The following is a 23109-nucleotide window of genomic DNA, read 5'->3' on the forward strand; positions in this document are numbered from 1 at the left end:
GTGCCCTTGCGGGTTTCCGCCGTGGGCGAGCTGGCAGAGCAGCTGTGCGATGCCGATTTCGACCTGGTCGAGCAGTGGGACCGGGTAGACAAGTACTTCGCGGCCTGGGCCGAGCAGCCGGGTCTGCGGATGAACCTGCGACACCACCTGCTCAACCTGCCCAACGACCGGGCCGAGGCGATCATCGAGCGCTCCCGCGAGACGACAACCCACTTCGCCTGGTGCCTGCGCGACCGGCCGGAGGAGCCGTTCACGTTCTGGCTGCACGAGTACAAACAGCAGCGGGACTGGCGGCAGGGCTACGCGGACTCGGTACACAACCACCGCTACCACTTCTGCACGACGATCCTGCGCGGCGGCTACCTTCACGAACGGTACGACGCGCGGCTGGACCCGGACACCGAGCTGATCGGCTCGGCCGAGCTCCTGCAGAGCACGCCGTGCCCGGTCGGCGCGAGCGGCTTCCTGCTGGCCTCGGACTTCCACCGCATCCCGCGCGCGGCCGACGGGACCATGACGTTCCTGGTCAAGTCCCGCTCGGTCATGCCGTGGAGCCTGTCCTACGACCCGGCCACGCAGGAAAGCCACCGGCACGTCCCGGTGGAGTCGAGGTTGGAGCAGCTGGCCCACCGGCTTTGATCCCACCGGCCCCCTTCGTTATCCGTTCGTGAGGAAGGAGAGCGCGAAGCAAGACAGCCGCCGCTCTTGGCGTTTACCATCTCCCCTACCAACCTGCCGCAAGGCACGTTGGTTGGGGAGGGGTCATGCACACCGAGGACGCCGCAGCGGTTCGTGCCGCCGTGCCCGCGGTACCGGCCGCCGTGCTCGCGATCGTCGACGCGCAGGTGCGCAAGCTGTGCGCGCGGTACGCCAAGCGCCTGCCGTTCCACGGGTGGCACCACGTGAGCTTCGTGCGCTCCAAAGCGGTGCAGTTCGCCGGTGCCAACGGCGCCGAGGTGAGCGTCGTCGAGACGGCGGCCCTCGTGCACGACGTGAACTACCTGGTGCGAAGGAACTCCCCGGCGGCGGCCGGCGGCCGGTTGCGCCAGGACATGCTCGCCCGCGCGGGGGTCGCGGCGGACACGGCGCGCTGGATCGAGGATGTCGTCGTGGAGGCCGAGATGGCCAACCGCGGCCCGGACATCTCGCTCGAGGCACAAGCACTGTCCGATGCGGACACCCTGTTCAAGGCGCTGCCGGTGACGCCGGTGATGCTCTCGCACCGCTACCTCGCTGAGAACGGCATCACCCTGCGCGAGCTGGCGGACAAGATCGTCGGTGAGCAGCAGGACAAGCACGACGAGGGCTACTACTTCTACAACACCGAGGCGGCGGCGACCTACTCCCGCTGGGCCGCGACGAACCTCATGCTCTGGCAGCACATCCGCGAGTCCCTGGACGACGACGACGTCACCGACCTGCTCGACGCGGTCAACGCGCACGCGGCCGCGTCCTGAAGCCGACTGAGGACGTGGGTCAAGGCGTCCAGTCCGGATCGCGACCGATGAGGCCGAGCAGGCGGTCGTGCGCGGAGGCCTCGGGCGGCACGGGTACCGGCGGGCCGTACACGTAGGGCAGCCGCAGCACCTCCTCCGGCAGCGCGTCCAGTGCGCGGAACCCCCACTCGACCTCCTCGTCCGGGATCGCATAGTCCTGCCCGGTGGCTCGCGCGACGTCCCAGCCGTGCAGGGGCAGGTCGGCCGAGACAACCTGGTCGATCGAGACCTCGACCGTGGTTCGACCCGCGTGCGGCGCCTCGAACTCCGTGGCGGCCAGGGCCGGGTCGGCGAGGACGTCCTGGATGTCCCGACGCGCCGACCGGAACGCCGCGAGCGGGTCCTCGTCCACCGAGGACCCCGGCGACGGCGTCCGCCCGGCGGACCCGAGCAGCACCCCGTGCATCTCCACGACATGGCGCACGACGTCCCGCACCCGCCAGCCGACACAGGGCGAAGGGCCGTCCCACTGTCCATCGTGGACGTTCCGGAGCAGGCTCTCGAACCCGTCGGCGCGGCGGCGGTACCGCGCGGCGATCTCCCCCTCCCCGACCAGCACGGCGTCGAGCCGCTCGAAGCCCTCCGCGACCCCGTGCTCCATACGGGACTCCAGCACGGCGTCCCGGACCCGCCGGGAGGGGAACCGCACGGTGTTGGTCAGCGTGGTGCACCCGTCCCGCTCCACGAGGACGATCGTGCTCACCGACTCGTGCTCGGCCCGCGCCTCGCAGTCCACATTGGTCTCCGTCGAGACGATCCGCTCGGGCGCGCTGATCTCGACGTAGGTGCCGCGCAGGGTCATCTCCGCGCCGGCCGGACCCACCATGAGGTAGTACCAGCTCCCGCCGACCCGCAGGTCGACCTCGCAGACCGTCATCCGCCACCCGTGTGGGCCGAACCACCGGCGCAGCAGCTCGGGGCGGGTGTGCGCGTCGAAGACCGCACGCCGTGCGGCGGCGAACTCCCGCGTGATCACGATGTCGGCCTCGCCGACCGGCACCACCTTCACGGCAGCTCCTCGAGCAGGGAGTCGAGCCGCTCGTAGCTCTCGGCCCAGAACCGCCGGTAGTCCACGAGCCACCGGGTCGCCTCGCGCAGCGGCTCGGCCTCCAGCCGGCACGGCCGGCGCTGGGCGTCCCGGCCCCGGGAGACCAGCCCCGCCCGCTCCAGCACCTTGAGGTGCTTGGAGATGGCGGGCTGGGTCATCGCGAACGGCTCGGCGAGCTCCTTGACCGAGGCCTCCCCCCTGGCCAGGCGGGCGAGGATGGCCCGGCGCGTGGGGTCGGCGAGCGCGGCGAACGTGGCGTCGAGCCGCTCGAGGGTGACCGACATCCATCACCTCCTAGTTCGATAACCGGAAGGTAATGGAGCGGAGTCGCCCGGTCAAGGAGGCGTCAGAACGGGAGACCGAGGACCGGGAGGGACAGGGCCGAGTCGACGGCCAGCGCCACGAACACCAGCGTGAGGTAGGTGTTGGAGAGGTGGAACACCTTCATCGGCTGGCCCGGCTCGCCACGGCGCACCGCGGCGTACAGCCGGTGGGCGACGACGAGGAACCAGGCTCCCACCCCGACGGCGAACGCGGTGTACACCCACCCGGTCGCCGGCACGAGCAGCAGCGTCCACAGCACCATCACCCACGAGTAGGTGACGATCTGCCGGGCGACGCGCTGGGCCGTGGTCACCACGGGCAGCATCGGCACGCCGGCGCGGGCGTAGTCGTCCCGGAACTTCATCGCCAGCGCCCAGAAGTGGGGCGGCGTCCAGAAGAAGATCACGCCGAACATCACCAGCGCCGGCCACTCGATGCCGCCGGTCACCGCCGACCAGCCGATCACCACCGGCATACATCCGGCGGCCCCGCCCCACACGATGTTCTGCGCGGTCCGCCTTTTCAGAACCATTGTGTACACGAGTACGTAGAAGAGGATGGCGGCGACCGACAGGCACGCGGCCAACAGGTTCGTCGTCGGCCACAGCCAGGCGAACGAGACCACGCCGAGCACGACCCCGAAGACCAGCGCACGACGAGGAGGTACCTGGTGGCGAGGCAACGGCCGGGACGCGGTCCGCTTCATCACCGCGTCGATGTCGGCGTCGGCCACGCAGTTCAACGCGTTGGCCGAGCCCGCGGCCAGGGTGCCGCCGAACAGCGTCGCGAACACGAGCCACGGCGACGGGACGCCGCGCTCGGCGAGCATCATCGCCGGCACCGTGGTCACCAGCAGGAGCTCGATGATCCGCGGCTTCGTCAGCGCCACGTACGCCAGCAGCACGTCCCTGCGGCGACGCCCCGTGCCCTTCGCGGGATCGAGGGCAGCGCTCACCGGCGGCATAAAGCTCCCCAAGGTCGGTTCGGCAACGCTTGGAATGGTAGCCGCGTGACCATGGACGGCCGTTCCCGGGTGGCTTGGCTAGGCTGTCCCTGACGAGGGACGACGAGGGAAGACGCCCAGTGGATCATGACGCCAGGTGGGCGGTCGCACGTTTAGAACGCCGAGGAAATGGGAGCCTGACTCCGTGTCCATCAGCACTGACGAACTCACCCGACTGACCACCGCGCGCACTCCCGACGACTGGACCGACCTCGACAAGCGAGCCGTCGACACGCTCCGCGTCCTCGCCGCGGAATCCGTCCAGAACGCCGGCAACGGCCATCCCGGCACCGCGATGAGCCTCGCGCCGCTCGCCTACACCCTCTACCAGCGGGTGATGCGGCACGACCCGAGCGACCCGGACTGGATCGGCCGCGACCGGTTTGTCCTGTCCGCCGGCCACTCGAGCCTCACCCTCTACCTGCAGCTGTTCTTCTCCGGCTACGGCCTGGAGCTCGACGACCTCAAGGCACTGCGCAAGTGGGGCTCCAAGACCCCCGGCCACCCCGAGCACGGGCACACCCGAGGCGTCGAGATCACCACCGGCCCCCTCGGCCAGGGCCTCGCCTCCGCCGTCGGCATGGCCATGGCCAACCGCCGCGAGCGGGGCCTGTTCGACCCGGACGCCAAGCCCGGTGAGAGCGTCTTCGACCACCACATCTACGTCATCGCCTCCGACGGCGACATCGAGGAGGGGGTGTCCGCGGAGGCCTCCTCGCTGGCCGGCCGCCAGGAGCTGGGCAACCTCATCGTCTTCTACGACGACAACAAGATCTCCATCGAGGACGACACCAACATCGCCCTCTCCGAGGACACCGCCGCGCGCTACGAGGCCTACGGCTGGCACGTGCAGACCGTGGAGGGCGGCGAGGACGTCACCGCGATCCTGGCCGCGGTCGAGGCCGCCAAGGCCGAGACCACCAGGCCCTCGTTCATCCTGCTGCGCACGGTGATCGGCTACCCGGCGCCGAACAAGATGAACACCGGCAAGGCGCACGGCTCCGCGCTGGGCGAGGACGAGGTCGCCGAGGTCAAGAAGATCCTCGGCTTCGACCCCGAGCAGCAGTTCGTGGTCGAGCAGGAGGTGCTCGCGCACGCCCGGATGGTCGTCGAGCGCGGCAAGCAGGCCCGCGCCGAGTGGGAGGTCGCCTTCGACGCCTGGGCCAGGGCCAACCCCGAGCGCAAGGCCCTGCACGACCGGGCCTCGGCCTACCGGCTGCCGGACGGCTGGGCGGACGGGCTGCCCAGCTGGGAGCCGACCGAGAAGGGCCCGGCCACCCGGAAGGCCTCCGGCGAGGTGCTCAACGCCCTGGCCGACGTGCTGCCCGAGCTGTGGGGCGGGTCCGCGGACCTCGCGGAGTCCAACAACACGACGATGAAGGGCGCCGACTCGTTCGGCCCGACCAGCGCGTCCACAAAGGAGTGGAAGGCCAACCCGTACGGACGCACGCTGCACTTCGGCGTCCGCGAGCACGCGATGGGCTCGATCCTCAACGGCATCGTGCTGCACGGCCCGACCCGCCCCTACGGCGCGACCTTCCTCGTGTTCAGCGACTACATGCGGCCGCCGGTGCGCCTGGCCGCCCTGCAGAAGCTGCCGGTCACCTACGTCTGGACGCACGACTCGATCGGCCTCGGCGAGGACGGGCCGACCCACCAGCCGATCGAGCACCTCGCCTCGCTGCGGGCCATCCCCGGCCTGGTCGTGCTCCGCCCGGGCGACGCCAACGAGACCGCCGCCGCCTGGCGAGCGATCCTCGAGCAGTCCAACGCGCCGGTCGGACTCGCGCTGACCAGGCAGAACCTGCCGGTGCTCGAGGGCACGAAGGAGCTGGCGACCGAGGGCGTCAAGCGCGGCGGCTACGTGCTTGCCGACGCCTCCGGCGGGGTACCCCAGGTCGTGCTCATCGCCACCGGCTCCGAGCTGCAGATGGCGGTGGAAGCACGGAAGATACTCGAGGCCGACGGCGTTGCCACGAGAGTGGTCTCCATGCCGTCCGTCGAGTGGTTCGACGCACAGGACCAGGCATACCGCGACGACGTGATCCCGCCATCGGTGCGGGCCCGGGTCGCCGTCGAGGCCGGAATCGCCCAGCCGTGGCACCGGTTCGTCGGCGACGCCGGGGAGATCGTCTCCATCGAGCACTTCGGCGCGTCGGCCGACTACCAGGACCTCTTCCGGGAGTTCGGATTCACCTCGGAGAACGTCGTGGCGGCGGCGCGCCGCTCGCTCACCCGATTGGAAGGGCAGTCATGACCGACAAGCTCGCCCAGCTCTCCGACGCCGGCGTCTCCATCTGGCTGGACGACGTCTCCCGGCGCCGGCTCACCTCCGGCAACCTCGCCGGGCTCATCCGCGACAAGCACGTCGTGGGTGTCACCAGCAACCCGACGATCTTCGCCAAGGCCCTCTCCGAGGCCGCGGACTACGACGAGCAGGTCCGCGAGCTCGCCGCCCGCGACGCCTCGCTGGAGTCCGCCATCAAGGAGATCACCACGACCGACATCCGCAACGCCTGCGACGTGTTCCGGGACGTCTTCCAGGCCACCGGCGGCACCGATGGCCGGGTCTCGATCGAGGTCGACCCGCGCTCGGCGCACGACACGGACAAGACCGCCGCCGAGGCGCTGGACCTGTGGAAGACCGTCGACCGGCCGAACCTGCTGATCAAGATCCCGGCCACGCAGGACGGCCTGCCGGCGATCACCAGCACCCTCGCCGAGGGCGTCAGCGTCAACGTCACGCTGATCTTCTCCGTCGAGCGGTACCGCGCGGTGATGGAGGCCTACGCGTCCGGTCTGGAGCAGGCCAAGGCCAACGGGCACGACATCGCCAAGATCATCTCGGTCGCTTCGTTCTTCGTGTCCCGGGTGGACACCGAGATCGACAAGCGGCTCGAGGCCATCGGCACCGATCAGGCGCTCGCGCTGCGGGGCAAGGCCGCCGTGGCCAACGCACGGCTGGCCTACGCGGCGTTCCAGGAGTTCTGCGCCAGCGACCGCTGGCAGGCCCTCGCCGCCGACGGCGCCCGGCCGCAGCGTCCACTGTGGGCGTCGACCGGGGTGAAGAACCCCGACTACTCCCCCACGCTGTACGTCGACGAGCTCGTCGTCGCCGACACGGTGAACACGATGCCGGAGTCCACGCTGGACGCCGTGGCCGAGCACAGCCAGCTGCGCGGCGACACCGTCACCGGCACCGCGGAGGAGGCGCAGCGGGTCTTCGACCAGCTGACCGAGGTCGGGGTGAACCTGACCGACGTGTTCCTCGTGCTGGAGAACGACGGCGTCGACAAGTTCGAGAAGTCATGGGAAGAGCTGCTCGAGTCCGTGCGCGGGCAGCTGAAGGCCGCAACCTCGGCAGGGAGCTGAGCTAAGCAGATGACCGTGGAGAAGCCGGCGGGGCAACCGGAGTCCGTGCAGGAGCGGTTGCTCGCCGAGACCGCGCCGCTGATCGAGCAGCTGGTCGCGGAGCGGGTCGCCTCCCGGCTGATGGCCCAGGACGCCACGCTGTGGGGTCCGGAGGCCGAGCCGGAGGCGTCGATCCGGCTGGCCTGGACCACCCTGCACTCGACCTCGCGCCCGCTGGTCGAGGAGATCGAGAAGCTGCGCGACGAGCTGGCCGCCGAGGGCGTGGACCGGGTCGTGCTCGCGGGCATGGGCGGCTCGTCGCTGGCCCCCGAGGTCATCACGAACACGGCCGGCGTGCCGCTGGTCGTGCTGGACACCACCGATCCCGGTCAGGTGGCCGACGCCCTCTCCGGCGACCTGACCCGCACGGTGCTGGTCGTCTCGTCCAAGTCGGGCTCCACCGTGGAGACCGACAGCCACCGCCGGATCTTCGAGGAGGCGTTCGCGGCCAAGGGCATCGACGCCGCCTCGCGCATCGTGGTGGTGACCGACCCCGAGTCGCCGCTGGCCACGTCGGCCGGTGAGGCCGGGTACCGCAAGGTGTTCCTCGCCGATCCGCACGTCGGCGGCCGCTACTCCGCGCTCACCGCGTTCGGCCTGGTCCCCTCCGGCCTGGCCGGCGCGGACCTGCGCGAGCTGCTCGCCGACGCCGCCAGGACCGCCCACGACCTCGCCGACGACCGGCCCGACAACCCGGCGCTGATCCTGGCCGCCGCGCTCGGCGCCGCGCACGTCCGCGGCGCCGAGAAGGTGGTGCTGGCCGACACCGGGTCCGGCATCAAGGGGTTCGGCGAGTGGGCCGAGCAGCTCATCGCCGAGTCCACCGGCAAGAACGGCACGGGCCTGCTGCCCGTCGTCGTCGAGAGCCCGGACAGCCCCGGCTTCGCCGACGCCGGGGAGGACGCGACGCCGGTCGCGATCGGCCCGGCCCAGGACGACACGATGCTGTCCACCTCCGGCGACCTGGGCGGGCTGTTCCTGCTCTGGGAGTACGCGACGGCCATCGTGGGACGGCTGCTCGCGATCAACCCGTTCGACCAGCCGGACGTCGAGGCCGCCAAGAAGGCCGCTCGCTCGCTGCTCGACTCGCCGTCCACCGACGAGGGCGCTCCCACCCTCGTCGACGGCCCGGTGGAGGTGTTCGCCCCGCCCGGTCTCCTGCCCGAGGGCACCGGCACGCTCGGCGACGCGCTGCGCGCGCTGCTCGCCTCGGCACCGGAGTTCGGCTACCTCGCGGTCCAGGCCTACCTGGACCGCATCGCCGACGCCTCCGCCGTCGTGCTGCGGGGCGAGCTCGCCCGTCGTACCGGTCTGCAGACCACCTTCGGCTGGGGCCCGCGGTTCCTGCACTCGACCGGGCAGTACCACAAGGGCGGCCACCAGAACGGCGTCTTCCTGCAGATCACCGGCGCGGTCGCGGAGGACATGCAGGTTCCCGGCCGTCCCTACACCCTCGGCACGCTGCAGCGCGCGCAGGCCCTCGGCGACGGGCAGGTGCTCGTCGAGCACGAGCGCCCGGTGCTGCGGCTGCACTTCACCGACCGGGCCGCCGGGTTGGCGCACCTGGTCAAGGCCGTTCAGGAGGTTGGCGCTTGACCCGCACGATCCAGAACCCGCTGCGCGACGAGCGGGACAAGAGACTGCCCACGATCGCGGGGCCGTGCGGCCTGGTGATCTTCGGGGTCACCGGTGACCTGTCGCGCAAGAAGCTCATGCCGGCGATCTACGACCTGGCCAACCGGGGGCTGCTGCCGCCGGGCTTCTCCCTGGTCGGCTTCGCCCGGCGGGACTGGGCGGACCAGGACTTCAGCAAGGTCGTGCACGACGCGGTCAAGCAGTACGCCCGCACCCCGTTCCGCGAGTCGGTCTGGGACCGGCTGGCCGAGGGCTGTCGGTTCGTCCAGGGCGCGTTCGACGACGACGGCGCTTTCGACAACCTGTGCACGACGATCAACGACCTGGACCAGATCCGCGGCACGGCCGGCAACCACGCCTTCTACCTGTCGATCCCGCCGGCCGCCTTCCCGGTCGTGATCAAGCAGCTGGCCAGGACCGGACTCGCCAAGCCCGGGGCGGACCAGTGGCGCCGGGTGGTCATCGAGAAGCCCTTCGGCCACGACCTGGCCAGCGCGAAGCAGCTGAACAAGATCGTCAACGACGTCTTCCCCGAGGAGTCGGTGTTCCGCATCGACCACTACCTCGGCAAGGAGACCGTGCAGAACATCCTCGCGCTGCGGTTCGCCAACCAGCTGTTCGAGCCGATCTGGAACGGCAACTACGTCGACCACATCCAGATCACGATGGCCGAGGACATCGGCCTCGGCGGCCGGGCCGGGTACTACGACGGCATCGGCGCCGCGCGCGACGTCATCCAGAACCACCTGCTCCAGCTGCTCGCGCTGGTGACGATGGAGGAGCCGGTCTCGTTCGAGCCGAGGGCGGTGCGGGCGGAGAAGGCCAAGGTCCTCGCCGCGACCACGCCGGTCGAGCCGTTCGCCGAGACCACTGCCCGGGGCCAGTACACCGGCGGTTGGCAGGGCGGGCAGAAGGTGCCCGGCCTGCTGCAGGAGGAGGGCTTCGCCAAGGACTCGATCACCGAGACCTTCGCGGCGATCACGCTCGCCGTAGAGACCCGCCGTTGGGCCGGCGTTCCGTTCTACCTGCGCACCGGCAAGCGGCTGGGCCGTCGGGTGACCGAGATCGCCGTGGTGTTCAAGCGGGCACCGCACCTGCCCTTCGACGCCACCGCCACCGAGGAGCTCGGCCAGAACGCGCTGGTGTTCCGGGTGCAGCCGGACGAGGGCGTCACGATGCGGTTCGGCTCGAAGGTCCCCGGTTCCACCATGGAGGTCCGGGACGTCTCGATGGACTTCAGCTACGGCCACTCGTTCACCGAGTCCTCGCCCGAGGCCTACGAGCGGCTGATCCTGGACATGCTGCTCGGCGAGCCCTCGCTGTTCCCGATGAACGACGAGGTCGAGCGCTCCTGGGAGATCCTCGACCCGATCATCAAGGCCTGGCGCTCGTCGGGCCGCCCCGAGCCCTACCAGGCGGGGACCTGGGGCCCCGACTCCGCGACGAGGATGCTGTCGCGCACCGGTCGACACTGGAGGCGTCCGTGATCATCGACCTGCCCGCCACCACCACCTCGCAGGTGAACAGCAAGCTCGTGCACCTGCGCGAGCAGGGCGGCGCGAACACGATCGGCCGCGTGCTGACGCTGGTCATCGTCACCGACGACAGCGAGCGGACCGAGGAGGTCATCGACGCCGCCAACCACGCGAGCCGCGAGCACCCCTGCCGGGTGATCGTGCTGGCGCGGGGCGCGAAGAAGGCCTCCGCCCGGCTCGACGCCCAGATCCGGGTCGGCGGCGACGCCGGCGCGAGCGAGGTCGTGGTGCTTCGGCTCTACGGCCCGCTCGCCAACGAGGGCGCCTCCTGCGTGGTGCCGCTGCTGCTGCCGGACGCACCGGTCGTCGCGTGGTGGCCGTTCGAGGCGCCGGCCGTCCCGGCCGACGACCCGATCGGCCAGCTGGCGACCCGCCGGATCACCGACGCGGCCGCCGAGCGCAACCCCACCAGGGCTCTCGAGGCGCGGGCGAAGGCCTACGCCGACGGCGACACGGACCTGGCCTGGACCCGCCTCACGCTGTGGCGCGCGGTACTGGCCTCGGCCCTGGACCTGCCGCCCTACGAGAAGGTCACCGGCGCGACCGTGAGCGGCGAGGCGGACTCCCCCTCGGCCGACCTGCTCGCCGCCTGGCTGGCGGCGCGCCTGCGGATGCCGGTGCACCGCACCCGCTCGAAGTCCGGCCCCGGCATCGTCCGGGTGGAGCTGGACCGGAAGTCCGGCCCGGTCGTGCTCGAGCGGCCGGACGGCACGGTCGGCGAGCTCACCCAGCCCGGCCAGCCGGCCCGGCGGGTGGCGTTGCAGCGTCGCCAGGTGCGGGACTGCATTGCCGAGGAGCTGCGCCGCCTCGACGCGGACGAGATCTACCACTCGGCGCTCAGGGCGCTGGGCAAGGTCGACCGGCGCGCCAAGCCGGCCTCCTCCGGGAAGGCGAGCTCGTCCGGGAAGACGGCCGCCGCCCGGCGCAAGCCCGCCGCCGAGAAGCCGGCCAACGAGCAGTCGGGCACCGAGCAGCCGGGGGCGGACGGGAGCACGGAGTCGGCGAACACCAAGCAGACGAACACCAAGCAGACGGGCCGCAAGGCGACGGCCCGCAGGCAGCCGGCGAAGGCCCGGGCCGGCTCGTGACCGAACCCCAGACGATCGTCCACGGCAGCCCCGAGCTGTTGGCCGCGGCGACCGCGGCGCGGCTGGTGACCCGGCTGGTCGACGCGCAGGCGGCGCGGGGCACCGCGTCGGTGGTGCTGACCGGCGGACGGACCGGCACGGCGGTGCTCGAACAGCTGCGCACCGCACCCGCCCGGGACGCCGTGGACTGGTCGCGCGTGGACTTCTACTGGGGCGACGAGCGGTTCCTGCCGGACGGGGACCCCGAGCGCAACGAGACGCAGGCCCGCTCGGCGTTGCTGGACCACGTGCCGGTGACACCGGAGCGGGTGCACGCGATGGCGCCCTCCGACGGCGAGTTCGGCGACGACCCGGAGGCGGCTGCCGAGGCCTACGCCGAGGTGTTGGCGGCCGCCGCCCCGCCGGAGGACCGCTACCCCGTGCCCACCTTCGACGTGTGCCTGCTCGGGGTGGGCGAGGAGGGCCACACGGCCTCGATCTTCCCGGACTCCCCCGCGGTCCACGAGACCGAGCGCACCGTCGTCGCCGTGCGCGACTGCCCGAAGCCGCCGCCGGTCCGGGTCAGCCTGACCCTGCCGGCGATCCGCCGGTCCGCCGAGGTCTGGCTGATGACGACCGGCGCGGGGAAGGCCGCCGCGGTCGCGATGGCTCTGGGCGGCGCGGGTGAGGTCGCGCTTCCCGCGGCCGGCGCGACGGGGCGGACCAGGACGCTCTGGCTGCTGGACCGGACCGCGGCGGAGAAGGCCCCGGGGCTGTCCGCCGTCCATCTGGGGTAACCCCGCCGATTTGCTCCAGCACAGTTATGTGTAATGCAACGTCCCGTCCGGACGATACCTCTCTCTTTACTGGAGACCGGGGAAACTCCGGAGGGGAGGCCGCGCATGCCAACGGGGCAACAGGAACAACCCGCCGTCGGGGCCGAGCTGCCGTGCCAGCGCACGCACTCGGTCTCGCCGGCGGAGCACGCCGAACCGGCGGAGGCGATCCCGGTCGCCGTCTCCGGCGCGGAGTTCTCGCTGATCCCACGCCCGGGAGCGGTCCTGCGTGCGTTACCGAGGTGGGTGGTCGCCCGGCGCGTGAGCCAGCGGTTCAGGAACATCGCCTCCGACGTGTTCGCCCTGGTGCTGGCCGTGCTCGACGTCTGGCTGGTGATCCCCGAGGACGCGCCGGGCTACAGCCTGTGGCTGTCCGGGGCGGCGGTGGCGGCGATGGTGCTGCGCCGGCACGTCCCGTTCGTCGCGGTGCTGGTGACCGTGCCCGGGTTCCTCACCGGCTGGTCACAGCTCGCGGCGATGCTCGCGCTGGGCACGCTGGCGAAACGGCGGGGGTGGAACTGGCAGCTCGTGGTGGGCTCGGTGCTGGTGTTCCTGTGCTACTTCATCCGGTGGCCGCTGGACGAGTTCGCCGCGTTGACCTGGCGGGAGCACGTGCTGCACGTGATCTGGGGTGTCATCGTCGCGGGTATGCCGGTGGCGATCGGGCTGCTGATCACCGCCCGGCGCGAGCTCTCCCGCCGGATCCGGGAGCTCGCCACGAGCCGGGAGCGGGAGAAGGCGCTCTACGCCGAGACCGTGCGTGCCGCGGAGCGGACCAAGCTCGCCCGGGAGATGCACGACGTGGTGTCCCACCAGGTCACGTTGATCGCGATGCAGGCGGGCGCGCTCCAGGTGGCCGCCCCGGACGAGTCGTCGAGGACCGCCGCCACGACCATCCGTGAGCTTTCCACCCAGACGCTGGAGGAGCTGCGGAACCTGGTCGGCGTGCTGCGGTCCGGGGACGCGGCGGAGAGTGGCCAGCCCGGGCTGGACGAGCTGGGGGACCTGGTCCGCAACTTCCGCTCGGAGTCGGTGCCGGTGGCCCTGGACGTGACGGCCGAGCCCTCGACGCTGCCGAGGCCGGTGTCGCACGCGGTGTACCGGACCGTGCAGGAGGCGCTGACGAACGTGCGGAAGCACGCGTCGGGTGCACGGGCATCGGTTCGGGTCACCGCCCAGCGGGACACCCTGGTCGTGGAGGTCCGCAACGGCCGGGCCAACGACCGCCCCCCGGCGCTGCCCTCCGGTGGACACGGCCTGATCGGCCTGCGGGAACGGGCGGGACTGCTCGGTGGCACGTTCTCCGCCGGGCCGACCGCCGAAGGCGGTTTCCGGGTCTCGGCGACCTATCCCCTGGCCGGCTGACCCCCGGCCGGGAACCGGCGAAAGTAGGTGGTCAGCCCTCGCGCTGCTTGCGGAGCTTGGCCAGGGCCTCGGCGAGGATTGCCTCGCCGTCGGCGTCCGAGCGCCGCTCCTTCACGTAGGCGAGGTGCGTCTTGTAGGGCTCGTTGCGCGGAGCCTTCGGCGGCTCCTGCTCGTCACGGCCGCCGGGCAGGCCACAGCGCGGGCAGTCCCACGACTCCGGCTCCTCGGCGTCCAGCGCGAACGACGGACGGGACTCGTGCCCGTTCGCGCACCAGTAGGAAACTCTCCGGCGCGGGGCCGACTCCCCACGCTCCGACTCGCCCATGGGTCCAGCGCCGACTCGAGTACCTCGAATCGCACTACCACCAGCCATTGACTCTCACACCCCAATGCGGAGAAACAGGTGCGGACGCCCGCACCGAGCAGAAGACGGCTCAGGCGACCTTGATGAGCAGGCCGAGGCCGATGACGCAGATCAGCCAGATGGCGCCGATGAACAGCGTGGCCCGGTCGAGGTTCTTCTCCGCCACGCTCGACCCGGACAGGCTGGACTGCATACCACCGCCGAACAGCGACGACAGACCGCCACCCCGGCCGCGGTGCAGCAGCACCAGAAGGATCAGCAGCAGGCTGGTGACGATCAGACCAATCTGCAGAGCTAGAACCATGTCATCCTCGCTGTCGCCCCGTGTCCGCGCGGCACGCGGAGAATACACAGGTTACCTGGTGGTCGGAGATCGTTTCACGCACCCCCGGCCTCTTCCGGCGCAAATTGTTGCTCACCGGTACAAACGGGTCAACTCTCCGTGCCGACCTGGCGATCCCGCCGCGACAAAGTGCGCGAACGGACGCGTGACGTCCAGTTCAGACGCGGCGAAAAATGGCGTCGGATAAGAACGAGGACCAGCGCCCTCGCGGAACCGCAATTTTCCGATGCGCCGAACCACGACCGGGCCGGTGACCACGGCGGCGAGAGTGCCCCGGTGACGAAGGGGCACCCTCGCCGGCCGTGCCAGGTCAGCTGGCCCGGGTGGGCGGGCTCGGTCGGTCGGTCAGGGCAGCGGCCCGCCGGCGGCCAGCGCACAGAGCTTGGTGAACTCCTCGGCGTCCAGACTGGCGCCGCCGACCAGCGCACCGTCGATGTCGTCCTGCTTGACGAGGTCGCCGATGTTGCCGGACTTCACCGAGCCGCCGTAAAGGATCCGCACGTCGCCCGCGATCTGCTCGCCGTACTTCTCCGCGAGCCTGGCGCGCATCGCACCGCAGACCTCCTGGGCGTCGGCCGGTGTGGCCACGCGGCCGGTGCCGATCGCCCACACCGGCTCGTAGGCCAGGACGACCTTGGTCACCTGCTCGGTCTTCAGGCCCTTGAGCCCGGCGATCAGCTGGTCGGTGGTGTGGGCGACGTGGTTGCCCGCCTCCCGCACCTCCAGCGGCTCGCCGACACAGAGGATCGGGGAGATGTCGTGCTTGAGCGCGGCCTTCACCTTGGCGTTGACCAGGTCGTCGGACTCGCCGTGGTGTTCGCGGCGCTCGCTGTGCCCGACCGTCACGTACGTGCAGCCGAGCTTGGCGAGCATCGGACCGGACACGTCGCCGGTGTAGGCGCCGGAGTCGTGCCGGGAGAGGTCCTGCGCACCGTAGCGGATCTTGAGCTTGTCACCGTCCACGAGCGTCTGGACACTGCGGATGTCGGTGAACGGCGGCAGCACCGCGACCTCGACCTTGGCGAAGTACTTCTCCGGTAAGGCGAAGGCGATCTTCTGGACGAGGGCGATGGCCTCGAGGTGGTTGAGGTTCATCTTCCAGTTGCCCGCGACCAACACCTGGCGGCTCATCCGCGCTCCAATACCGCGATGCCCGGAAGTTCCTTACCCTCAAGGAACTCCAGCGAGGCGCCGCCTCCGGTCGAAATGTGTGAGAAGCGGTCCTCGGGCAGGCCGAGCGCGCGAACGGCCGCGGCCGAGTCGCCGCCGCCGACCACGCTGAACGCCTCGGAGTCCACAATGGCCTGCGCAACGCCTCGCGTGCCCTCGGCGAACGGGGCCAGCTCGAACACGCCCATCGGGCCGTTCCAGAACACCGTGCCGGCCTCGGCCAGCGCGTCGGCGTAGCGCTCGACGGTGATCGGGCCGATGTCCAGGCCCTTCCAGTTCTCCCGCATCTGGGCCGCGAGCACCGTCTGGGTGCTGGCGTCGGCCGAGAAGTCGTCCGCCATGACCACGTCAGCCGGCAGCATGATCTTGTCGCCGGCCTCGGCCAGCAGCCGCTTGCAGGTGTCGATCATGTCGGCCTCGAGCAGCGAGTCGCCGATGCCGAGCCCCTCGGCGGCCATGAACGTGTAGCACATACCGCCGCCGACGAGCAGCCGGTCGACCCTGGGCAGCAGCGACTCGATCACCGCGAGCTTGTCCGAGACCTTCGCCCCGCCCAGCACGACGACGAACGGCCGGTCCGGCGTCCCGGTGAGCCGGCGGAGCACCTCGACCTCGGCCAGCACGAGCCCGCCGGCGTAGGCCGGCAGGAGCGACGCGACGTCGTAGACCGACGCCTGCTTGCGGTGCACGACACCGAAACCGTCGGAGACGAACGCGCCGCCCTCGCCGACCAGCGAGACCAGCTCGCGCGCGAACTCGCCGCGCTCGGTCTCTACTTTGGAAGTCTCACGGGGATCGAACCGAATGTTCTCCAGCAGCGCGACCTCGCCGTCGCCCAAGCCCTCCACCGTAGACTTGGCGGAGTGACCGACGACATCGGACGCGAGCTCGACCCGCCCACCGAGCAGCTCGGCGAGCCGTGCTGCGACGGGCCGCAGGGAGTACTTCGGGTCCGGCTCGCCCTTGGGGCGGCCGAGGTGGGCGGTGACGACCACCCGGGCGCCGCCCTCGGTGAGCCGCCGCAGTGTCGGCAGCGACGCGCGGATGCGCCCGTCGTCGGTGATCGTCTCCCCGTCGAGCGGCACGTTCAGGTCGGCGCGCACCAACACGCGCCGCCCCGACACACCCTCGCCGAGCAGGTCGTCGAGAGTCCTCATCCCGCCGCCTACAGCTTGGACGCGACGAGCGCGGTCAGGTCGACGAGCCGGTTCGAGTAGCCCCACTCGTTGTCGTACCAGCCGACGACCTTGACCTGGTTGCCGATGACCTTGGTCAGCGGTGCGTCGTAGATGCAGGACGCGGGGTCGGTGACGATGTCGGCGGAGACGATGGGGTCCTCGTTGTAGCGCAGGATGCCCTTGAGCGGGCCGTCCGCGGCCTTGCGGTAGATCGCGTTGACCTCGTCGACGGTGGTCTCCCGGCCGACGGTGACGGTGAGGTCGGTCGCCGAGCCGGTGGGCACCGGGACCCGCAGGGCGTAGCCGTCGAGCTTGCCGTTGAGCTCGGGCAGCACCAGGCCGATCGCCTTGGCCGCACCGGTCGAGGTGGGCACGATGCTCAGCGCCGCGGCGCGGGCCCGGCGCAGGTCCTTGTGCGGGGCGTCCTGCAGGTTCTGGTCCTGGGTGTAGGCGTGGATCGTCGTCATCAGGCCCTTCTCGACGGTGAACTCGTCGTGCAGGACCTTCGCCAGCGGCGCCAGGCAGTTCGTGGTGCAGGAGGCGTTGGAGATGACGGTCTGCGAACCGTCGTAGGCGGAGTCGTTCGCGCCCAGGACCACGGTCAGGTCCTCACCCTTGGCCGGGGCGGAGATGATCACCTTCTTGGCGCCGCCCTCGTCGACGTGCCGCCGGGCGTCCGCCGCCTTGGTGAAGAACCCGGTCGACTCGACGACCACGTCGACGTTCAGGTCCTTCCAGGGCAGCTTGCCGGGGTCGCGCTCGGCCAGGGCCTTGATCGTCTTGCCGTCGACCTCGATGCCCTCGTCGGTGGCCCGTACGTCGTAGGGGAGGCGCCCCAGGATGCTGTCGTACTTGAGCAGGTGGGCCATCGTCGCCACGTCACCGAGGTCGTTGAAGGCCACGATCTCGATGTCGTGGTCGCTGGCCGCTACCGCGCGCCAGAAGTTACGGCCGATGCGGCCGAAGCCGTTGACGCCAACTCGAACCGTCACGGTGCGTCTCCTCGTGCTCGTCGTTCCACCGCTGGTCACCCTATCGCCCGTGACCCGGCAGGTCGCGACACGGAGGGGTGAGGTGACTGTATCGAATCAGTTCCCCGCGCCGGACGCCGGTGCGCTGGTCGCAGCGCTGGTCGGAGCGCTGCTGCGAACGAGAGGGGGAAATCTTTCACAACGACGGTATCTGGGGAGCGCGGTCCCGCTCCTGTCTTGGTGTAGGGGGGTTCGCTGGAACGGCGGTGGGGCAGGGGGTGGCCCATCGCCGAGGGGGAGCGGCACCCGAAGGTGGCCCGCCTGACTGCGTGGGGGTCAGTCAGGCGGGCTTCGCCGCCTTCACGCTCGGCCGCCTGACCGGTCCCGCCGCCGCACACCCCGCCGCCGCACACCTAGCCGCGGCACACCCCGCCTCTCATACCGGCGCCTCTCATACCGGCGCCTCTCATACCTCGGCCTCGAGCATCTCGGCGGTGACCGCGGACTCGGTGTCCGGCAGGCCCAGCTCCTTCGCCCGCTTGTCCGCCATCGCCAGCAGGCGGCGGATCCGGCCGGCCACGGCGTCCTTGGTCATCGGCGGGTCCGAGAGCTGACCCAGCTCCTCCAGCGAGGCCTGGCGGTTGGACAGCCGGAGCTTGCCGGCGGCGCTGAGGTGGTCCGGCGCGGTGTCCCCGAGGATCTCCATCGCGCGCTGCACCCGGGCCGCGGCCGCGACCGCCGCCCTGGCCGAGCGGCGCAGGTTGGCGTCGTCGAAGTTGGCCAGCCGGTTGGCCGTGGCACGGACCTCGCGGCGCATCCGGCGCTCCTCCCAGGCCAGCACGCTCGTGTGCGCACCAAGCCTGGTCAGCATCGCCCCGATCGCGTCGCCGTCGCGCACGACCACCCGGTCCGCGCCCCGAACCTCCCGCGACTTGGCCTGGATGCCCATCCGCCGGGCCGCGCCGACCAGGGCCAGCGCCGCCTCCGGGCCCGGGCAGGTGATCTCCAGGGCCGAGGAGCGACCCGGCTCGGTCAGCGAGCCGTGGGCCAGGAACGCCCCCCGCCAGGCGGCCTCGGCGTCGCACACCCCGCCGGAGACCACCGGTGCGGGCAGGCCGCGGACCGGCCGGCCCCGCGGGTCGAGCAGCCCGGTCTGGCGGGCCAGCCCGTCGCCGTCCTTGACCACCCGGACGACGTAGCGGGTGCCCTTGCGCAGGCCGCTGGAGGCCAGGACGTGCACGTCGGCGTTGTGCCCGAACAGGTCGTGGATCTCCTTGCGCAGCCGCCGGGCGGCCACGCCGGTGTCGAGCTCGGCCTCCACGACCACCCGCCCGGCCACGATGTGCAGCCCGCCTGCGAACCGCAGCAGCGACGACACCTCCGCCCGCCGGCAGCAGGTCTTCGACACCGCGAGCCTGCTCAGCTCGTCCTTGACCGCTGCGGTCATCGCCACGGGAGCCCCTCCTCTACCGAACCGGGACACCGGCGTGCTTCCTCCCACAGAAGCCGCCACCATCCCACCACCATCACCGGCGCACCGCCGCCAGGGCGTCCCGGAGGCTCTCGGCGAGGGCCTTCGGATCGTGTCGCTCGCGTGCCTCGCCGGACGCCACCCCGTCCAACCGCATGCTCGCTCCCAGCGACTCCGCCGCTCGTCGCAGCCGGTCCGGCGTGGACACCGAGTCGGCGTCGGCTATCACCGCGTCGACCCGCAGGCGGGGTGCGTGCTCGCAGAGTACGTCCAGGTGGCGCTCCGGGGAGAAGCCGGCGGTCTCCCCCGGCTGGGGGACCAGGTTCAGCACCACGATCCGGGCGGCGCTCGTGGTGATCAACGCCTCATGCAGCTCGGGGACCAGCAGGTGCGGCAGCACGCTCGTGAACCAGGAGCCGGGCCCGAGCAGCACCACGTCGGCGTCCAGCACGGCGCGGACCGCGGCCGGGCAGGCGGTCGGCGTCGAGGTGGGGCTGCCCGCGGTGTGCAGCCGGATCCGCTGGACCTGGCCCGGGGTCGTGGCGACCGCGACCTGGCCGCGGATGCGGCGCACGGCCGCGGCGTCCTCGTCCAGACCGACCACGTCGGCCTCGATGTCGAGCGGTTCGGTGCACATGGGCAGCACCCGGCCGCGCAGCCCGAGCAGCCGGGCGGCCTCCTCCAGCGCGGTCACCGGGTCGGGGACGACCTCCAGCAGCCCGGCCAGCAGCAGGTTGCCCACGGCATGGCCGGCCAGCGCGCCGGTGCCGCCGAACCGGTGCTGGAAGACCGCGCGCCACAGCTCGTGCTCCTCGCCGGCGAGCGCCGCGAGCGCCTTGCGCAGGTCGCCGGGCGGCAGCAGCCCCAGCTCGCGGCGCAGCCGGCCCGAGGACCCGCCGTCGTCGGCGACGGTGACCACGGCGGTCACGTCCGGGGTGATCCGGCGCAACGCGCTCAGCGTCGCGTGCAGCCCCTGCCCTCCCCCGAGCGCGACAGCCCTCACTCGCGCCCCAGGTCCCGGTGCACGACCTTGACCGCCATCCGGTCCTCGTCGGCCAGCCGGCGGGACAGCTCCTCGGAGATGCAGACACTGCGGTGCTTGCCGCCCGTGCAGCCGATCGCGAGCGTCAGGTACCGCTTGCCCTCGCGCCGGTAACCGGCCCCGATCAGGCGCAGCAGCTCGTGGTAGCGGTCCAGGAACTCCTCGGCACCCTCCTGCGTGAGCACGTAGTTGCGCACGTCGGAGTCCTTGCCGGTGAGGTCCTTGAGCTCGGGGATCCAGAACGGGTTGGGCAGGAAGCGGCAGTCCATCACCAGGTCGGCGTCCATCGGGATGCCGTACTTGTAGCCGAAGGACAGCACGGTGACCCGGGTGTTCGTGCTGGACTCGGTGCCGAAGGCGTCCTCGATCTTCGCGCGGAGCTGGTGCACCGACAGCGTGCTGGTGTCCAGGACCAGGTCGGCTGTCTCGCGCAGCGGGCCGAGCAGGTCGCGCTCGGTCTTGATGCCGTCGATCAGGCGGCCGTCGCCCTGCAGCGGGTGTCCCCGCCGGACCTGCTCGAACCGGCGGACTAGCACGTCGTCGGTCGCCTCGAGGAACAGCACCCTCGGCTTGTACTCGCTGGAGTCGAGCTCCTTGATGATCGCGGCGAGGTCCTCGGTGAACGCACGGCTGCGCACGTCCATCACGACCGCCACCTTGGTCACCGCTCCCTGCGCCTTCGCGCCGAGCTCCACCATCGTGTGGATGAGCTCGGGCGGCAGGTTGTCCACGACGAACCAGCCCAGGTCCTCCAGGCACTTCGCGGCCGTGCTGCGGCCCGCGCCGGACAGACCGGTCACCACCGCCACCTCGACCCCTGGGGCGTGCTCTTCCTTCTCGCTCACTGACCGGTCCTCCCCGTTTCCTTGTCCCCGTCTCCCGCGCCGCTCTCCGCCGTGCCGCGCGCCAGTGCGCTGTGTACCAGCGCCGCGGTGTGCGCGCCGATTCCCGGCACACCGCTGATGTCGTCCACGCTCGCCTGGCGTAACCGCTTCAGCGAACCGAAGTGTTTGAGCAGGGCCGACTTGCGGCTCTGGCCCAAGCCCGGGATGTCGTCCAGGGCCGAGGTCGTCATGCGCTTGGAGCGCTTGGAGCGGTGGTAGGCGACGGCGAACCGGTGCGCCTCGTCCCGGACGCGCTGGAGCAGGTAGAGCCCCTCGCTGGTGCGGGACAGGATGGTGGGCTCCGGGTCGGCCGGCAGCCACACCTCCTCGAGCCGCTTGGCGAGCCCCACCACGGCCACGTCGGTGATCCCCAGCTCGGCCAGCACGTCCGCGGCGGCGTTGGCCTGCGGGCCGGCACCGTCCACGACCAGCAGGTTCGGCGCGTAGGCGAACTTCTTGGGCCGGCCCGTCTCCGGGTCGATGCCGGGCGTGTGCTCCGCACCGTCCTTGTTCTCGCTCAGGTACCGGTGGAACCGCCGGCGGACGACCTCGGCGATCGAGGCCACGTCGCCCTCCGCGGCGGCCTCCCGGATCGCGAAGCGGCGGTACTCGGACTTGCGCGCGAGCCCGTCCTCGAACACGACCAGGGACGCGACCACGTCGGCACCCTGGATGTGGCTGATGTCGATGCACTCGATGCGCAGCGGCGCGCTGTCCAGGCCGAGCGCGTCCTGCAGCTCCTGCAGGGCCGCCGAGCGCGCGGTCAGGTCGCCGGCCCGGCGGAGCTTGTGCTGGGCGAACGCCTCCTTGGCGTTGCGCTGGACCGTCTCCATCAGGGCGCGCTTGTCCCCGCGCTGGGGAATGCGGAGCTGGACGCGGGCGCCGCGCAGGCCGGAGAGCCAGTCCGCGACGGCCGGGGCGTCCTCGGGCAGCGCCGGGACGAGCAGCTCACGCGGGACGGGGCTCCCCTCCCCCTCCTCGGCGAGCTCGGCCTGGTCACCGTAGAACTGGCCGACGAACTGGTCGACCAGGCCCGCCTCGTCGATCTCGTCGATCTTGTCGATGACCCAGCCGCGCTGGCCCCGCACGCGCCCGCCCCGGACGTGGAAGACCTGGACGGCGGCCTCCAGCTCGTCGTGGGCGAACGCGACGACGTCGGCGTCGGTGCCGTCGCCGAGCACGACGGCCTGCTTCTCCATGGCCCGGCGCAGCGCGGCGAGGTCGTCCCGCAGGCGGGCGGCGCGCTCGAACTCGAGCTCGGCGGAGGCGGCGTTCATCTCCCGCTCGAGGCGGCGCATCATCGCGTCGGTGCGCCCGGCGAGGAAGTCGCAGAAGTCCTCGACGATGCCGCGGTGCTCGTCCTCGGTGACCCGGCCGACGCAGGGCGCGGAGCACTTGCCGATGTAGCCGAGCAGGCACGGCCGGCCGATCTGGCCGTGCCGCTTGAACACCCCGGCCGAGCAGGTCCGGGCCGGGAACACGCGCAGCAGCAGGTCCAGCGTCTCGCGGATGGCCCAGGCGTGGGCGTAGGGGCCGAAGTAGCGCACCCCGCGGCGGCGCGGGCCGCGGTAGACGTGCAGCCGGGGGTACTGCTCGTGCAGCGTGACCGCGAGGACCGGGTAGGACTTGTCGTCCCGGTAGCGAACGTTGAAGCGCGGGTCGAACTCCTTGATCCAGTTGTACTCGAGCTGGAGCGCCTCGACCTCGGTCGTCACGACGGTCCACTCCACGGCCCCGGCCGTGGTCACCATCTGGCGGGTGCGCGGGTGGAGCAGCGTGAGGTCGGCGAAGTAGGAGTTCAACCGGCTGCGCAGGCTCTTGGCCTTGCCGACATAGATGACGCGCCCGTCCGGGTCACGAAACTTGTACACCCCGGGAGCCTCGGGAATCGTGCCCGGCGACGGCCGATATGTCGACGGATCTGCCACGCGCCCAGCCTACGGCCGGGCACCGACAGGCGCGGACG

General features: G+C 71.4%; 21 protein-coding genes. 9 read left to right on the plus strand and 12 right to left on the minus strand.

Annotated features, from left to right (window positions below; genetic code table 11):
• Both BU204_RS00815 and BU204_RS00820 read left to right on the plus strand, forming a co-directional pair.
• Positions 1–639, plus strand: a complete 639-nt coding sequence (locus BU204_RS00815) for a hypothetical protein (RefSeq protein WP_075123533.1) — start codon at positions 1–3, stop codon at positions 637–639.
• Positions 640–764: 125 nt separating this feature from the next.
• Entirely contained in the window at positions 765–1457 is a 693-nt protein-coding gene (locus BU204_RS00820) for an HD domain-containing protein (RefSeq protein WP_233158995.1), read from the plus strand.
• A 19-nt stretch (positions 1458–1476) separates the two neighbouring features.
• Here BU204_RS00820 and BU204_RS41040 read toward each other — a convergent pair whose 3' ends face one another.
• The 3 genes from BU204_RS41040 to BU204_RS00835 all read right to left on the minus strand — a co-directional run bounded on the left by BU204_RS41040 (position 1477) and on the right by BU204_RS00835 (position 3832).
• The gene (locus BU204_RS41040) at positions 1477–2505 is read right to left on the minus strand and encodes a TIGR03086 family metal-binding protein (protein WP_075123534.1); all 1029 of its coding nucleotides are present in this window, start codon (positions 2503–2505) and stop codon (positions 1477–1479) included.
• A complete protein-coding gene (locus tag BU204_RS00830; RefSeq protein WP_075123535.1) occupies positions 2502–2828 on the minus strand; it encodes an ArsR/SmtB family transcription factor in 327 nt (108 codons plus the stop codon). Before BU204_RS00830 ends, BU204_RS41040 begins: the two co-directional genes overlap by 4 nt.
• 62 nt (positions 2829–2890) lie before the next feature.
• Complete coding sequence (locus BU204_RS00835) at positions 2891–3832, minus strand: heme o synthase (protein WP_075123536.1); 942 nt, start codon at positions 3830–3832, stop codon at positions 2891–2893.
• A 184-nt stretch (positions 3833–4016) separates the two neighbouring features.
• Here BU204_RS00835 and tkt point away from each other — a divergent pair, with 184 nt between their 5' ends.
• The 7 genes from tkt to BU204_RS00870 all read left to right on the plus strand — a co-directional run bounded on the left by tkt (position 4017) and on the right by BU204_RS00870 (position 13720).
• Positions 4017–6128 carry a transketolase gene (tkt, locus tag BU204_RS00840; RefSeq protein ID WP_075123537.1) on the plus strand — a complete coding sequence of 704 codons (2112 nt, stop codon included), beginning with the start codon at positions 4017–4019 and terminating at the stop codon, positions 6126–6128.
• Complete coding sequence (gene tal, locus BU204_RS00845) at positions 6125–7243, plus strand: transaldolase (RefSeq protein WP_075123538.1); 1119 nt, start codon at positions 6125–6127, stop codon at positions 7241–7243. Before tkt ends, tal begins: the two co-directional genes overlap by 4 nt.
• A 9-nt stretch (positions 7244–7252) precedes the next feature.
• Complete coding sequence (locus tag BU204_RS00850) at positions 7253–8878, plus strand: hypothetical protein (RefSeq protein ID WP_075123539.1); 1626 nt, start codon at positions 7253–7255, stop codon at positions 8876–8878.
• Positions 8875–10404 carry a glucose-6-phosphate dehydrogenase gene (zwf, locus tag BU204_RS00855; protein ID WP_075123540.1) on the plus strand — a complete coding sequence of 510 codons (1530 nt, stop codon included), beginning with the start codon at positions 8875–8877 and terminating at the stop codon, positions 10402–10404. Before BU204_RS00850 ends, zwf begins: the two co-directional genes overlap by 4 nt.
• The gene (gene opcA / locus BU204_RS00860; RefSeq protein ID WP_075123541.1) at positions 10401–11540 is read left to right on the plus strand and encodes a glucose-6-phosphate dehydrogenase assembly protein OpcA; all 1140 of its coding nucleotides are present in this window, start codon (positions 10401–10403) and stop codon (positions 11538–11540) included. Before zwf ends, opcA begins: the two co-directional genes overlap by 4 nt.
• The gene (pgl, locus tag BU204_RS00865) at positions 11537–12316 is read left to right on the plus strand and encodes a 6-phosphogluconolactonase (RefSeq protein ID WP_075123542.1); all 780 of its coding nucleotides are present in this window, start codon (positions 11537–11539) and stop codon (positions 12314–12316) included. The genes opcA and pgl overlap by 4 nt, the downstream gene beginning before the upstream one ends.
• A 105-nt stretch (positions 12317–12421) precedes the next feature.
• On the plus strand, positions 12422–13720 hold the full coding sequence (locus BU204_RS00870) for an ATP-binding protein (RefSeq protein ID WP_083660892.1): 1299 nt from the start codon (positions 12422–12424) through the stop codon (positions 13718–13720).
• Between the two features lie 31 nt (positions 13721–13751).
• Here the strand turns inward: BU204_RS00870 and BU204_RS00875 are convergent, their stop codons facing one another.
• The 9 genes from BU204_RS00875 to uvrC form a co-directional block, all read right to left on the minus strand.
• Positions 13752–14093 carry an RNA polymerase-binding protein RbpA gene (locus BU204_RS00875; RefSeq protein ID WP_075123543.1) on the minus strand — a complete coding sequence of 114 codons (342 nt, stop codon included), beginning with the start codon at positions 14091–14093 and terminating at the stop codon, positions 13752–13754.
• A gap of 61 nt (positions 14094–14154) precedes the next feature.
• Positions 14155–14388: a preprotein translocase subunit SecG gene (secG, locus tag BU204_RS00880; RefSeq protein ID WP_075123544.1), complete on the minus strand. Its 234-nt coding sequence runs from the start codon at positions 14386–14388 to the stop codon at positions 14155–14157.
• A gap of 384 nt (positions 14389–14772) precedes the next feature.
• The gene (gene tpiA, locus BU204_RS00885; protein ID WP_075123545.1) at positions 14773–15558 is read right to left on the minus strand and encodes a triose-phosphate isomerase; all 786 of its coding nucleotides are present in this window, start codon (positions 15556–15558) and stop codon (positions 14773–14775) included.
• On the minus strand, positions 15555–16754 hold the full coding sequence (locus BU204_RS00890) for a phosphoglycerate kinase (protein WP_075123546.1): 1200 nt from the start codon (positions 16752–16754) through the stop codon (positions 15555–15557). Before BU204_RS00890 ends, tpiA begins: the two co-directional genes overlap by 4 nt.
• Positions 16755–16762: 8 nt before the next feature.
• Positions 16763–17767 (minus strand): type I glyceraldehyde-3-phosphate dehydrogenase, encoded by a 1005-nt coding sequence (gene gap / locus BU204_RS00895; RefSeq protein ID WP_075123547.1) that lies wholly within the window; start codon positions 17765–17767, stop codon positions 16763–16765.
• A gap of 445 nt (positions 17768–18212) precedes the next feature.
• Positions 18213–19199 carry a DNA-binding protein WhiA gene (whiA, locus tag BU204_RS00900; protein WP_075123548.1) on the minus strand — a complete coding sequence of 329 codons (987 nt, stop codon included), beginning with the start codon at positions 19197–19199 and terminating at the stop codon, positions 18213–18215.
• 73 nt (positions 19200–19272) lie between these two features.
• Positions 19273–20220 (minus strand): gluconeogenesis factor YvcK family protein, encoded by a 948-nt coding sequence (locus BU204_RS00905; protein ID WP_075123549.1) that lies wholly within the window; start codon positions 20218–20220, stop codon positions 19273–19275.
• Positions 20217–21104: an RNase adapter RapZ gene (rapZ, locus tag BU204_RS00910; RefSeq protein WP_075123550.1), complete on the minus strand. Its 888-nt coding sequence runs from the start codon at positions 21102–21104 to the stop codon at positions 20217–20219. The genes BU204_RS00905 and rapZ overlap by 4 nt, the downstream gene beginning before the upstream one ends.
• Positions 21101–23071 carry an excinuclease ABC subunit UvrC gene (gene uvrC / locus BU204_RS00915; protein ID WP_075123551.1) on the minus strand — a complete coding sequence of 657 codons (1971 nt, stop codon included), beginning with the start codon at positions 23069–23071 and terminating at the stop codon, positions 21101–21103. The genes rapZ and uvrC overlap by 4 nt, the downstream gene beginning before the upstream one ends.
• Positions 23072–23109: the final 38 nt, after the last annotated feature.

This window comes from Actinophytocola xanthii (genome assembly GCF_001921205.1).
Taxonomy (GTDB): Bacteria; Actinomycetota; Actinomycetes; order Mycobacteriales; family Pseudonocardiaceae; genus Actinophytocola; species Actinophytocola xanthii.